A 13,184-nucleotide genomic window follows, 5' to 3' on the forward strand; every position below is an offset into this window, starting at 1 on the left:
CTGGATTCGAAAAAAAGGAGATATTTGCCGGTGGGTCGGCGCTCAGATCCCCGCGTCCACAGGTTCCTTCGGGTCGGTGCCCGTCTCCGCCGCGCCACCCTTGCCGCGCAGCTCGCGCCACCTAAGCGCCACGTCGGCCGGGCGGCACGTCGCCCCCTCCCGCTTGCCGGGCTTCGGCGCGTCGAACAGCCGCGCGAGATCGGCCCGGAACGCGGCCCGGTCGAGGCGCAGCGCGGACTGCCCGTCGGGCGAGCGCCACTGGTAGACCGTCGGCTCGCGCAGCACCAGGCCGTGGATCCCCTCGCCGCCCGCCTTTCGGGCGAGCGCCGCGTAGCGCAGCACCGCCGCGAGATCGAGATCCGTCCGGACCCGGCCCTCGAGCTTCTCCCAGAGCGATGGCAGTCGCCCGAGCGTGTCGAACCGGGCGGCGCGGCGCCACATCCCGGCGAGCACCGCCTGCTGCCGGCGGGAGCGGTCCAGGTCCGAGCGACCGTGGCGCGAGCGGGAGTAGAGGAGGGCGGTTCGCCCGTCCAGCAGCTGCCGCCCGGCGTCGAGCGCGAGCGGCTCGTACCCGGACGGGGCGTCCTTTGAGACGAAGTTGTCCCGGATCGGGCAGTCCACGTCCACTTGGATGCCGCCGAGCAGATCGACGATCTCCTCGAAGCCGCCCATGTCGACCGCGACCGTGTGGCTGATCGGGACGCCGAGCTCCCGCGCGATTACCCCCTTGAGCAGCCGGTGGCCCTGGCCGCGGCCGCGCAGGTTTTCGCCGATGCGGTAGATCTTGTTGATCCTGCCGGGCTCGAAGCCTGGGATGTCGACCCACAGGTCCCTCGGCACGCTCACCACGCCGATCGCGTTCCTGTCGAAGTCGAGCGCGAGGACGAGGATCGCGTCGGTCCGGCCGGGAGGCGAGATCGGCCCGTCGAAGCCGAGCAACAGCGCGTACTCGAGGCCATTTCCGGCCTCGATCGGCTCCGGTGTCACGGCGCTGACGGCGGCCGGACCGGCGTCCGCGGGATCCTCTGCCGAGGCGTCGCCGGGAAGAAGCGCCGGCGATCCGGCGCCCGCCCGGGGACCCTGATCATCCGAGCAGGCCCACTGGCGCGTGGCGACGAGCAAGGCAGCGCAGCAGGCGACAGAAAAAAGCCGAGCGACCCGTTGCCTCTTCCCGAAATCGACGGACATGGCTCAGGACCTCCGGACTCGGACCGAGCAAGCCGGATGCCAACGCGGATGTTTTGGAAAATATCAATTGAAAACAAATAGATACATCTTCCGTTCGCTGTGGCTTCGCCGCGGTGGGGGGCGCGGACGAGTGAGAACCCGTAGACACATGCGACGATTCGAAGCATTCCCCGGGAAGGTATATTTGTAACCGATTCGAAACGTTGACTGGGTCATGCGCGGAGCCTATATTCCCGCTCGTGAGCATCCGGATCACGGAAGAGTGCATCAACTGCGGCTGTTGCGAGGACGTCTGCCCGATGCTCGCGATCCACGAGGATCCGGCCGGCAACGCGCGCACCGTCGACCCCGCCCGATGCACGGAGTGCGTCGGCCTGTACGCCCGGATCATGTGCCAGGTCGAGTGCCCGGTCGAGGCGTGCGTCGCCGATCCCGCCCGGCGGGAGACCGAGGCCGAGCTGCTCGACAAGGCGCGGCGGTTGATGCCCGAGCACACCTTCGGCCACCCGGCCCCGTCGCACTTCCGTTAAACGCCTTTCCCCTTCAGCTTCGCCCCCCGGAATCGGGGGCCCGGGGGGGCGAGCCCGTCGGCGTCGCCGCCGCCAGCCGCCGCCGCGCCCGCCGCGACACGGGCCTGGCGTTCAGCGCCCGCGGGCGCCCGGCCGTGGCACGTCGATTGCTTTGCCCGCGGCCGTGTCCTCTCTGCGCCATTGGCCGTCCGTCGACCTGCCCCGGGAGCGGCTCCGCGGGAAGGGGGCGGCCGCGCTCGGCGACGCGGAGCTCGTCGCGTTGCTTATAGGCGCCGGGGGACAGGGCGAGAACGCGCTCGAGTCCTCGCAGCGGATCCTCAGGGAGGCGGGGGGGCTCGACCGGCTCGCGGCGACGGGGCTCGGCGCGCTGGCCGGCGTGCCCGGCCTCGGCGAGGCCAAGGCGTCGCGGATCCTCGCCGCGATCGAGCTCGGCCTGCGGGTCGTCGAGCGGCGCTCCGAGGCGCCCCAGCGCGCCTTCTGCCGCAGCGAGGAGATCTGGGAGGCGTACCGGGCGCGGCTCGGCGCGCTCCACCAGGAGGTGTTCCTGGTCGTGGGGCTGAACAACCGCAACGAGACGCTGCGCGAGGAGATCGTGGCCAAGGGAACGATCAGCGAGTGCGTCGTGAGCCCGCGCGAGGTGTTCCGCCCGATGATCGCGGAGGCGGCCGCCCGCATCGTCGCGCTGCACAACCACCCCTCCGGGGATCCGTCGCCGAGCCCGGAGGACGTGGCGCTCACCCGGCGGCTCGCCGAGGCCGGGGCGCTGATCGGCATCCCGCTGCTCGATCACGTCGTGATCGGGCGCCGCGGCTACGCGAGCCTGCGCGACATGGGGGTGATCAGATGACGCCCTCGTCGAACGCGATGCCGAAGTCGCGCGCGAGCTCGTCGAGGATCGGGCCGTAGAGCTCGGGGTGGACCGGGGTCACGACCCCGGGTGGCGGGATCGCGCCCTCGGCGATCAGGCGGACCGCGATCGCGAGCGGCAGGGAGACCGTCCGCGCCATGGCGCTGTCGCCGCCGGGGACCCCGTACGCGACGAGCGACGACGCAACCCGCTCGGACTTCCCGGGGTACTCGACTTCGAATTCGTGCCGCATGATGAGCAGATCGCGTTCGCCCGGCGCGAACGAGCACTTCTCGAGCATGCGGGAGGCGAGGATGTCCACGTTGCCGCCCTCGGAGATCGACACCGGCGACTCGTGGAACAGCCCGAGCCACTCCAGGTTGGAGATCGCGGGGGAGCTCTCGGGCACGGAGAGCGCGACGGAGAGCGCCTTCTGGAGGTTGCCGGCGCCGCCCACGAAGCCCTGCATGAACCGCTTGTAGGTCAGGCCGGCGAGATCGGAGCGCGGCCGCTGATCGAACAGCCCGAGCTTGACCCAGTGGTACCACGACGCGCAGTGCCCAAGGTGGCGCAGGGTGCCGCGGAACATCGTCCGGACGCCGTCGAGGCCGTACATCTCGATGTAGGGGAGCGCGTCGCGGTTCGGGTAGCCCTCGAAGCTCCCGGCCCCGGGGAACTCGACCGGCTCGGGGTCGGCGAACAGCTCGGTGCCCGGCACCTCGACGACCGCGCCGTCCCTGAGGAACCGCGCCGGGTTCGTCGCCGCCACGAGCACGCCGCGCGGCGCCCACGAGAACTTGTAGCCTATCGGGTTCGTGTTCGCCTCCGGCGCCGGGAGGCCGCCGCAGTAGGATCGGAAGGAGACGATCTTACCGCCGCGCCGCGTCGCACCGTGGATGACCCGCATCGCCGACATGTGGTCGAGCCCGGGATCCACGCCGCACTCGTTGACGAAGACGAGGTCGTTCGCCGCGGCGTCCGCGTGCATCTCGCGCATGGCCTGGCTGACGTACGACGCCGTCGCCATGTGCTTCTTGTGCGTGAGGCACAGAGCGGCCACGATCGGGTGCATCGGCGCGGGGAGGAGGGAGACCGCGACGTCGTGCGACGCGACGAGCCCCGCAAGCTCGTCGTTGCGGCTCGCGTCCAGGGCGACGGCGGCGCAACCGGTGCGGCCGGCGAGGAGCGCGCGGGCCTTTTCGACGAAGATGTCGGCGACGGTCAGCGCGAACCCCTCGCGTTCGGCGAAGTAGTCGATGAGCGGCTTCGCGACCAGGCCGGCACCCAGGACAAGAACTCGTTTCATTCCCCACTCCTCGTTTCGTGCAGAAACGCCCGCATGTGCTCGTGCCGCGGCGTGAAGCCGCCGCACCAGAGGATGACCGAACGGCGGATCGGCTCCGGCAGGCGCGCGGCGTCGAAGTCGCCGTCCAGATCCACCTCCGCGAGCGCCGGGATGAAAGGCTTGAGCGCGGCCGCGAACGCGCTCGACGACTCGCGCGGGAGCTCGCACGGCAGGTTGCCGACGGCCATCACGGCGATCCCCGGCCCGTCGAACCCCGAGGGCGCCGCGCCCGTGGCCGGATCGAAAACGTAGGTCGGATCGCCGGGGTTCGTGTCGCGGACCGTGCACTCGAGCGCGCCGCCCACGTCGCAGGAGATGTCGCCGATCGCGACGAGCCTCGGCCGGGCCGGGCCGGCGAACAACGCGCGGAGCTGGTCCCGCGTCGCGAGCTTCGGGTAGCGCGCGTCCCAGTAGATGCCGTTGACGATCGCCGTGAGCAGCTCGAGGTGCGGCGCGAACGCGGAGACGTAGGCCTCCCCGTGCCCGTAGTAGTGCTGGAGGTCGAACGCCCGCGCCGGATCCCTGGGCGCGACGAGATCCGCCTCCTTGTAGACCGTCTTCACGAGCCGGTCGGCGAGGGCGCCGTTCCGCGAGAGGAACGCCGCGAGCTCAGCGGGCGCCACCTCGACGTGCGGCACGAGGTCGAAGATCTCCTGCGCGCCCTGCGACACGTGGCCGTAGCCGGTGAAGCCGAACGCCGCCGGCGCGATCTCCCTCGGCACGCCCAGGGCGGCGACGCTGCGACCGAGCTCGGCCACCGCGGCCTTCGCGGCGCCGAGATCAGCGTACGCGTGAGCCGGCGAGATCGCCGAGAACGCCGACCGGATCCCGAGCGCGTCGAGCCGCCGGCCCAGGGTCCAGAACGTGTCGATCATCCCGGCGAGCCCCGCGTACCTGCCGAAGAAGATGAGCCGCCGCCCGTCGTCGTCGGTGACGATCTCGTAGTCGAGCAGCGTGCACCCCTTGTCGACGAGCTCCCGGAGCATCCCCATGTTGTACGGCTGCCCCTTGATGGTGTGCGAGAACATCATGTAAGCGCCGCCGCGCCGGAAGTAGCCGTGGGGCATCTCCTTGATGCCGAGCACCACGCCGCAGTCGCGGACGTCGTCGACGACCGAGGCCTTCGCTGCCGCGTAGTCGGCGTCGGCGAACGTGCGCCGAGGGAACCGCTCGACGCGGACGTCGATCCCCTGTGCGATCAGGTCGCGGACGTCGCTCGGCGACAGCGCGACGCGCCGCTCCCACGGGTTCTTGTCCTCCAGGCGAAGACCGATTGCGTTTCTCATGACGGCCACCTCGACGCCCCCCGAGCGAACACGACCCTCCCCGGACCCCGGCCGGCGGACGGCTCCGGGCGCCCTCTTCTTACCAGATTTTACGCGGGTGGGAACACCCGGCGTCCCTTCCGGCAACGCTCTTGTGCCGATTCCGGGGCGACACTAGTATCAGGTTCTCGAGCCCCGCGATACGGCGCGGGGCGAAAGGAGCATGCCGTGGTCGACAAACTCGCCCTGACAAACCCCCTGAGCCGGATGATCGACAAGGATCGCGAGGAGTTCACCCGGGCGGATCTCCTGCGCGTCGCGGCGGAGCAGGGGATCGAGCGGTTCACGTTCCGCTACACCGGCGGCGACGGCCAGCTCAAGGAGCTCAAGCTCCCGTTCACCACGCTCCGGCACGCGGAGCGGATCCTCGCCGCGGGCGAGCGGCTCGACGGGTCGTCGCTCTTCAAGGGGCTCGTCAACACGGCGAATTCCGATCTCTATGTCGTGCCGATCTACAAGTCGGCGTTCATCAACCCGTTCAACCCCGGGAGCATCGATTTCATCTGCCGGTTCCTCGACAAGGACGGCGCGAGGGCGCCGTTCACGCCGGACAACATCCTCGGCCTCGCGCACGACAGGTTCCAGAGCCGGACCGGGATGGAGCTCCACGCCCTCGGCGAGCTCGAGTTCTTCCTGCTCCGGCCGGGCGGCGACGAGCTCTTCACCCCGCCGAAGCAGGCCGGCTACCACATGTCTTCGCCGTTCTTCAAGAGCGGTGACGTCGTGAACGAGATGGTGCGCCACATCGCGCAGATCACCGGCGCGGTCAAGTACGCGCACGCGGAGGTCGGCTACATCGACTGCCTGCGCTCGGACCGGCCGCTCCTCGCCGGCCGCCGCGGCGGGCAGCACGAGATCGAGCTCCTGACGCGGCCCATCGACGAGGCGGGCGACTTCGTCGCGCTCGCCAAGTGGATCATCCGCAACGTCGCGTACAAGCACGGCATGCTCGCCACGTTCTCGCCCAAGCTCGAGGAGGGGATCGCCGGGAGCGGGATGCACTTCCACATGGAGCTCGTGAAGGGCGGCCGGAACCTGATGACCGCCGCCGGAGGCGCCCTGTCCGACGACGCGCTCAAGCTGATAGGCGGGCTCGTGCAGTACGCGTCGACGCTCTCGGCGTTCGGGAACACGGTGGCGTCCGCGTTCCTCAGGCTCGTGCCGAACCAGGAGGCGCCGACGCGCATCTGCTGGAGCCACTCGAACCGCTCGGCCTTGATCCGCGTCCCGCTCGGGTGGGCCGGGACGTCCGATCTCGCCCGCACCGTGAACCCGGGGGAGAAGACGCCGTTCGTCGAGGAGCGCGGGGTGCAGACCGTGGAGATCCGATCCCCGGACGGCTCCGCGATGTTCCACCTGCTGCTCGCCGGGCTCACCACCGCGGCCGAGTGGGGCCTCACGCAGCCCGGCGCGATAGACCTCGCCCGGAAGACGCGCGTCGAGGGGAACATCTTCACCGACAAGGAGCTGCTCGCGCGGCTCGAGGCGCTCCCGGGCTCGTGCGTCGCGTGCGGCCGTCTCCTCGCGGAGCGGCGCGCGATGTACGAGGAGTACGGCAACTTCCCGAAGCAGGTCATCGATCACGTGATCGAGATGCTCGCCCGGGAGAACGACGAGCACCTCAACCGACAGCTCTCCCAGATGCCGGCCGAGGAGCGGCTCCACGCCACGCGTCAGGTGATGCACAAGGACATCCACCGCCACTAGGAGGTCGTCATGCGGAAGGCACTCGCGATCGCGGCGCTCGCGCCGTTCCTCTTCGCCGCGGGCCCCTGCGGGGACGACGACGGCGGCGGCGGCGGGACGGACGACGAGGCCGCGTGCGAGCAGTACTGCGCGGCGCAGTACGCCGACGATCTCGAGGGGTGCGAGTGGTGCGCGGTCGACGTCACCTACGACGAGGAGACCGGCGTCTGCACCTGCGAGTTCCTCTCGTGCGTCTCGGACCTGTGCACCGACTGGTGCCAGGCGGACGGGGGCACGTCGACGGGGACCTGCTACCTCGACTCGTGCACGTGCAGCTGAACCCCGGGCCGCTCGGCACCGCGGCCACGAGGGCCGCGGCAACGATGCTCCTCCGCGTAAGATCGCGTCGGAGCACGCCCTACGGGCAGTCCGACGGAGGCTCCCATTCCTCGATGATTGACCGCGACTCGTGCCGACGCCACTGATCGCGGATGTAGGTGCGCAACGAGTCGCTCCTGGCTGGGGCGACCGTTTCGATCCACACACCGTCCTGCCACCGGAACGGGATCGACGGACAACGCCCGCGGATCTCCCACGCCGCGAAGCCCTTGAGCTGCCCGTAGAGTTCGCTGAGGGCGACGGTCGGCCCGCTCCGCAAGAGAAGGTGCACGTGATCCTTGTAACAGCCGAACTCCTCGACGTAGGCGTCCAACGCAGCGGCCTTTGCGCGGAACAGCCCGAGGAGCGCCACTCCGTCTTCGGGCGCCGCGATCCACGGCTCCCGGTGCTTCGTCGCAAAGACGAGATGATAAAAAAGGCGGTGAAACGAGTGCCGCTGTTTCAAGGTGAAGCTCCTGCCCGCCAGGGCGTGCTCCGGAGCGCGATGCGCGCAGGAGCATCGTTGCCGCGGCCCTCGTGGCCGCGGTCGATGGGGACCTCCGGTCCTGACCTCCGGTTCTTGGCCCTACAGCAGCCCGGCGAGCTCGCGCGCCAGCGTGTCGCCGCTGATCCAGGCGCACATCTCGAACGCCGAACGCGCGGCGGAGATCGCCCCGCGCCGGAGCCTCGCCACGCCCGCCGCGAGCCAGAGATCGGCGTTGTCCGCGTCCGCGACGATCGCCGCGGTGAGCGCCTCGTCCGCCGCGGTGGGCCGGCCGGCGTCGAGGAGCGCGATCGCCGCGCTGAGCGCCTCGGCCGAGGTGGGCGCGCGGCGCGCCGTGGAAAAGGTCGTCGTGTTCATCGCGAGCGCGGTCGCGCCCCGGGTCCAGGTCGACATGTCGTCCCTCCTTTGCGTGTCACCCGAAGCTGAATCGGACGTTTTGCGCAAAGGTTGACGAAAAAACGCGCGGGCCGCGAAAAAACTACTCGATCGGCACCGTGACCCCCGTCGGCGCCTCGTCCAGCCAGCGGAAGCGGTCGAGGAGCACGATCGAGTCGAAGAGGTTGTCCAGTTCGTCGTGGATCGAGAACGTGAGGTTGAACGTGTCGCCCGGGGCCACGGGCCAGCTCGTGCGGAGCCAGCCTGTGGAGCCGGCGTTGCCGCTGGTGGTCTGCGACCAGTGCGATCCGGTCTCGCTGCACGGGTGCATGTCGTTCTCGAAGAACTCCGCGTCCACCTCGATCTCGTTGCCGGCGTCGTCGAACGCGATGTTCGTCGTCGCGCCGTCGTTCAGCGCGTCGTACTCCATGATCGCGTAGAACGTGTCGTTGAATCCGAAGTTCAGGAATTCGTCGTACTCGGCCGACGCGAAGAGGAAGTCGAACGAGAACCCCTGCTTGCCCTCGGGCACGGTCAGGGTCACGCGCAGCTGGTTGCGGTCGCAGGCCTCCGCCGGGTCGCCGGTCGCCGGATCGCCGCCCTGGTACTCGGGCTGCGGATCGAGGTCGGTGGAGGCGCCGTCGTCCCCCATGTCCTCCGCGAAGTTGGGGTTCTCCTCGTCCAGCGGCCCGGTCGAGATCGCGAGCATCACGCACCTGTGCGGCGCCTCGAGGCAGTCGCTGGTGCCGAGCTGCGGCGCGATGCCGAACCCGCGCAGCCCGTCGGAGCTCGTCATGTCCAGGGACACGGCGTCGAGGTACGCCCCCGGGCAGAGGTTCATCGCCGCCGCGAGGTCGGCGGCGGAGGTCTCGTCGAGATCGCCGCAGTCGCAGCCCGGATCCGTGTCCGTGTCGGTGTCCTCGTCCTCGGGCACGTCGCGCCGATCCGGCCCGCAGCCGGCGGGCCAGGCGGCGGACACCAGGAACGCGAGCGCGAGGATCCGGCGCCGCGCCGTCATAGGCCGCCCCAGCCGGCGAGGCGCGCCCACATCCGCCACGCCGCGCTGCCCTTGAGCACGCAATTCAGGTTCGCCTCGACCGGATCTTCCGAGTGGGCGCAACCGGTGCAGCCGGCGTAGCTCCCTCCGTCGCCGAGCGTGAGCGCGGCGAGCTCCGAGTCCGGGTTCTCCGCGATCCACTCGACCGCCCAGTTGCCGCCGTCGTAGTCGAGGTTGTCGCTCATCCCCTGATCCCAGAAGTAGTCGCCGTCCGGGTCGTACGCCTCGATGTCCGCGAAGTCGAACAGCCAGCGGCCGTTCTCGGCGCAGTGCGCGCGGATGAGCTCGTTGTTGTAGTGGATGGAGCCGACCGCCGTCTCCTCGCCCGTGCCCTCCGAGTGGCCGGTCATGAACGGGAACACGACATCGGGGTACTCCTCGACGAGCTTCTCCATGTTGTCGACGTAGCGCTGCGCGTCGTGGCCGTTGATGCTGCACCACGACCAGAGCACCACGTTCACGTCGGCGTTCGCCGAGTTGCCGAGGAACGCGCGGGTCTGCACCACCCAGGGCGTGTCGCCGTCCTCGTCGACCCAGTCGCCGGTGCTCAGGTCCACGGCGTTGTAGGAGGTCTCCGGGATCTCCGGGATCGCGGTGTCGTCGAGGTCGAGCGAGGTCGCGCTCCCGCCGGCGTCGTCGAAGGCGTAGAGGCCGTCGTACGGCGGGTACGCCATGAGCGCGCCCATGCCGGTTATCAGCTGGCTGCCGTGCGACGTGTGCTGGTACGCGATGTGGAGGTCGTCGATCGCGTCCTGGATCGCCGACTCCGGGATCGCGCCGAGATCCGCGTTCGTGTGGTCGATCACGAGGTCGCCGTCCGCGTCGGCGTCGGTGTCCGAATCCGCGTCGGTGTCCGAATCGGCATCCGTATCCGAATCGACGTCCGTGTCCGAGTCCGTGTCGCCGTCGGTGTCGGAGCCGCTGCCGCCGCCGTCGTCCCCGCACGCCGGCGCGAAGCCGAGCGCCATCGCGAGCGCCCAAGCGAGCCAAAGAGTCGTCTTCATGGTGGGCCTCCCCTGTCGAAAAATGTCACAGATTGCGATCGATTCTAGCACCAGCGGAAGGGAATGTCCTGGACGAGTGATGGCGTCGAGCGCAGGAAGGCTGGAAACGGTTTTCAGGAGCAGGCGAACGAGAGATCGTTTCTCAGGGGTGCGGGTAGCAGAACCCTTGGGTCGCGTCCGGGCCGTAGAAGTCCTCGATGACGCAGTGCTGGTCGGAGGGGCACTCGAAGTCTTCCGTGCACAGCAATACGCAGCCGTCCGGCATCCCGACCGAGCTGTACGCGTAGGTCAGCTCGCAGCTCGGATCTCCCGTGAACGTCGTGGGGTCGCACGTGGGGTCGGTCTCGATGTCGTCGCACATCACCGCGCAGATCCCGAACTCCGGGTCCCACTCCGCGTGGTGGGGGTTCACGTAGACGCACGCCGTGCCGTCGTCGCACTCCCAGAAGCCGGGCGTGTCCTCTGGAAAGTAGCATGTGCACGGCCAAGCGGAGCCGAGCGGGCAGTCGTCGGGGTTGTGCGCGTCCGTGTCGACCGGCTCGGTGTCCGAGTCGGTCTCCGTCTCCGTGTCGGGATCGGGCACGGTCTCGGTGTCCGCTCCCTCGGGCCAGGAGACCGTCCGGACGAGGCGGAGGCCACCGCCGATGGAGGCACGGTTGTCCGGCAATACGAAGTTCGCCGAAGAGCGAAGCAACACGGAAGGCATCGCCGCGGCGCCACCTCTGTAAACGTGAATCTCTTGTTCGCCGTCATCCAGAGGATCTGTTTGTGCAACCCCTTCGAATCCGTGGCCCCATCCGTACCTGTCCCACGACCATTCCATGGCGTTGCCGCTCATGTCGTGAAGGTGCCATGGGTTCGGCGTCTTCTGCTCGACAGGGTGCGTCGTCTTTCCCTCGCACGGCAGCATCTCGTCAATCTCCGTTCCCGGACCCGAATTCCACCAGTACCAAGCGATAGGATCGAGGTTAGCGTCGAAGAAATAGCCCAATGAATCACTAACGGATTCGATTTCTCCAGAATAGAACGCAGTACGTGTGCCTGCGCGAGCGGAGTACTCCCACTCGGCCAAAGTCGGCAAACGGTAGCCCGGGCAGTCGTAGACGTTGGCGTGGACCGCCCGGGCTTTCTGACAGACCATCCCTTTTCCCACCTCGCCGGTGCACCCGGTCAGCTCGTAGCACGGCTGGAGATCGTGCAGCTCGGACAGCCGGTTCGCGGCCGCCACGGCCTCCCACCAGGAGATGGACACGACCGGGCAGTTGTTCCCGGCGCACGCCACGAACCCTGTTCCGTCCGGCCCGGTCGAAGTCGGTGCAAATCCCATCGCCGCCCATTCTCCCTGTGTCAGCTCGTGCTGTTGCACAATGAAATCGTGGGTGAGAGTCAGTGGGGTTAACGTTTCGGAGATGCCGTGACCTGGCTCCTCTTCGGGTGTCCCGTAGATGAAACAGCCTTGAGGGATCCGACACCATCCGCCCTGGCAGCTCTCCTCCACGCACGGGTGGGCGCATTCGCCTTCGACGTACGCGTCGCCCTCACACTCCGCAGGAGGCGGCGTGACCGGTCCGGCGAGGAACGGGTCCTCGGTGCCGGCGTCGGACATGGCCGGGCTCTTCCCACAGCCCGACAGCGCCACCGCAAGGGCTAATAGACCAATCGGGTGGGGCCAGACAGAATGGAGCTTCATCACTGCGCTACCTCGTACAAATCAGCTACTTCCTGGAAGTATAGGAACTTCGGAGAGAAGTCATTGCTTCCGAACCGTGCAAAGGCACCCCAGTACACATCATCCCAGACTTCGGCGTCGTTGATGGAAGAGTAGATGTCGGTCATGCTCGCCCGATTCGGGTAGTCGGCATCCCCCGATCCTCCTCCGGAGTGCCACTCCCAGAAGAAGTTCATCCAGTCCCACTCGGTGCCGGTGTCGGAGTCGTCGCACCAATTCTCCTGCCACGTTACCTGCACGTAGGCGCCATAAGCGCACTTTCGTTCCGGCAAGTTAACATAAGATATCTTCCGCGACAAAGTTCGACCCCTCGCGAACTATATCACAGCTCGGAGAGCCGGCTTCATCTGGAGCAGGAGATCCGCTCGCGGCGCGAAGCCGGATCGGCGCATGCTGACCCGCGTCCCGCCGTTCTCGATGCGTGCCGCGTCCGAGGCCGCGATCTCGAGGTCGCGCCCGGCGGCGCCGAGGTCCGCCTCGAACGAGAACTCCTCGATCACGGTCTCCCGTTCGCCGCCCATGGGGTAGACGTACCGGTACGCGCCGTCGCCGAACGGGAGCAGCTCCACGTAGGAGAGGATGAGCCGGCGATCGCCCGCGGCCGGCACCGGGAACACCCGGGCACGGAACGTGCGCTCATCGACCCACTCCAGCAGCGCGGGATCGCTCCGGCTCTCGACCGCCTCGCGGTACGTCGCGGCCGCCCGTCCGCGCTCGATCATCTCCCCCTCGACGAGCTTGCCGTCCACCTCCCACGCGAACCGCTCCACCGCCGCGCCCGCGGGCACCGTGAACCAGTACCAGCCCTCGAGGTCGGTGCCCGTGGGGTTGAAGAAGCGCTGGTCCACCGTGGTGTGGGCGACCCCGTCCCGGATCACGGCGCGCACCTTCTGTGAGGTGATCTGCAGCTCCTGCGGCGGCTCGGCGGCCCGCGAAGGGTCAATCCCGTAGAGCCGTCCGCCCGCGCCGCTCCCGCTCCACCGCGCCATCTCCTGGTCGGCCATGCCGCCGGTCCAGTCCTCCCAATAGCCCATGGGCGCGACCGCGGGCGCTGACCCGGCCTTCACCTCCGCCCGTTCGCCGCTCTCGACCTCGGCCCGGCCGCCGCTCGACTCGATGACCGCCATGCCGCGCGCCACGTACACGGACGCGCCGTCTTTGTTCTTCACGAGATCGAACGCGGCCCCGGAGGCGCTGACGTGCACGTCGCCCACG

14 protein-coding genes are annotated in these 13,184 nt (G+C 68.8%); 4 read left to right on the forward strand and 10 right to left on the reverse strand.

The features are described from left to right. Positions 1-42: 42 nt before the first annotated feature. Positions 43-1,188 carry an LCP family protein gene (locus tag M0R80_27990; GenBank protein ID MCK9463480.1) on the reverse strand — a complete coding sequence of 382 codons (1,146 nt, stop codon included), beginning with the start codon at positions 1,186-1,188 and terminating at the stop codon, positions 43-45. 239 nt (positions 1,189-1,427) lie between these two features. On the opposite strand from M0R80_27990, the gene M0R80_27995 reads away from it, so the two are divergent. Together M0R80_27995 and radC are read left to right on the forward strand one after the other, a co-directional pair. Next, complete coding sequence (locus M0R80_27995) at positions 1,428-1,718, forward strand: 4Fe-4S binding protein (protein MCK9463481.1); 291 nt, start codon at positions 1,428-1,430, stop codon at positions 1,716-1,718. Between the two features lie 163 nt (positions 1,719-1,881). Continuing rightward, positions 1,882-2,565 (forward strand): DNA repair protein RadC, encoded by a 684-nt coding sequence (gene radC / locus M0R80_28000; GenBank protein ID MCK9463482.1) that lies wholly within the window; start codon positions 1,882-1,884, stop codon positions 2,563-2,565. Here radC and M0R80_28005 read toward each other — a convergent pair. Then, entirely contained in the window at positions 2,558-3,871 is a 1,314-nt protein-coding gene (locus M0R80_28005; protein ID MCK9463483.1) for a saccharopine dehydrogenase NADP-binding domain-containing protein, read from the reverse strand. The two genes, radC and M0R80_28005, sit on opposite strands and share 8 nt — an antisense overlap. Next, positions 3,868-5,196 (reverse strand): hypothetical protein, encoded by a 1,329-nt coding sequence (locus tag M0R80_28010; protein ID MCK9463484.1) that lies wholly within the window; start codon positions 5,194-5,196, stop codon positions 3,868-3,870. Before M0R80_28010 ends, M0R80_28005 begins: the two co-directional genes overlap by 4 nt. A 207-nt stretch (positions 5,197-5,403) precedes the next feature. Between M0R80_28010 and M0R80_28015 the strand changes: the two genes are divergently transcribed. Continuing rightward, the gene (locus tag M0R80_28015; protein ID MCK9463485.1) at positions 5,404-6,942 is read left to right on the forward strand and encodes a glutamine synthetase family protein; all 1,539 of its coding nucleotides are present in this window, start codon (positions 5,404-5,406) and stop codon (positions 6,940-6,942) included. Positions 6,943-6,951: 9 nt separating this feature from the next. Beyond that, positions 6,952-7,260, forward strand: a complete 309-nt coding sequence (locus M0R80_28020) for a hypothetical protein (protein ID MCK9463486.1) — start codon at positions 6,952-6,954, stop codon at positions 7,258-7,260. A 79-nt stretch (positions 7,261-7,339) separates the two neighbouring features. Here M0R80_28020 and tnpA read toward each other — a convergent pair whose 3' ends face one another. The 7 genes from tnpA to M0R80_28055 form a co-directional block, all read right to left on the reverse strand. Further along, positions 7,340-7,765: an IS200/IS605 family transposase gene (gene tnpA / locus M0R80_28025; protein MCK9463487.1), complete on the reverse strand. Its 426-nt coding sequence runs from the start codon at positions 7,763-7,765 to the stop codon at positions 7,340-7,342. 120 nt (positions 7,766-7,885) lie between these two features. Further along, the gene (locus M0R80_28030; GenBank protein ID MCK9463488.1) at positions 7,886-8,197 is read right to left on the reverse strand and encodes a hypothetical protein; all 312 of its coding nucleotides are present in this window, start codon (positions 8,195-8,197) and stop codon (positions 7,886-7,888) included. 85 nt (positions 8,198-8,282) lie between these two features. After that, the gene (locus tag M0R80_28035; GenBank protein ID MCK9463489.1) at positions 8,283-9,197 is read right to left on the reverse strand and encodes a choice-of-anchor L domain-containing protein; all 915 of its coding nucleotides are present in this window, start codon (positions 9,195-9,197) and stop codon (positions 8,283-8,285) included. Continuing rightward, positions 9,194-10,240, reverse strand: coding sequence for a hypothetical protein (locus M0R80_28040; GenBank protein MCK9463490.1), 1,047 nt, complete (start codon positions 10,238-10,240; stop codon positions 9,194-9,196). The genes M0R80_28035 and M0R80_28040 overlap by 4 nt, the downstream gene beginning before the upstream one ends. 142 nt (positions 10,241-10,382) lie before the next feature. Continuing rightward, positions 10,383-11,846, reverse strand: coding sequence for a formylglycine-generating enzyme family protein (locus M0R80_28045; protein ID MCK9463491.1), 1,464 nt, complete (start codon positions 11,844-11,846; stop codon positions 10,383-10,385). An 83-nt stretch (positions 11,847-11,929) separates the two neighbouring features. After that, positions 11,930-12,241, reverse strand: coding sequence for a hypothetical protein (locus M0R80_28050; protein ID MCK9463492.1), 312 nt, complete (start codon positions 12,239-12,241; stop codon positions 11,930-11,932). Between the two features lie 45 nt (positions 12,242-12,286). After that, positions 12,287-13,184, reverse strand: an 898-nt coding sequence (locus tag M0R80_28055) for a hypothetical protein (GenBank protein MCK9463493.1), incomplete at its 5' end; no start/stop codon positions are given.

Source organism: Pseudomonadota bacterium (assembly GCA_023229365.1).
GTDB lineage: Bacteria > Myxococcota_A > Polyangia > JAAYKL01 > JAAYKL01 > JALNZK01.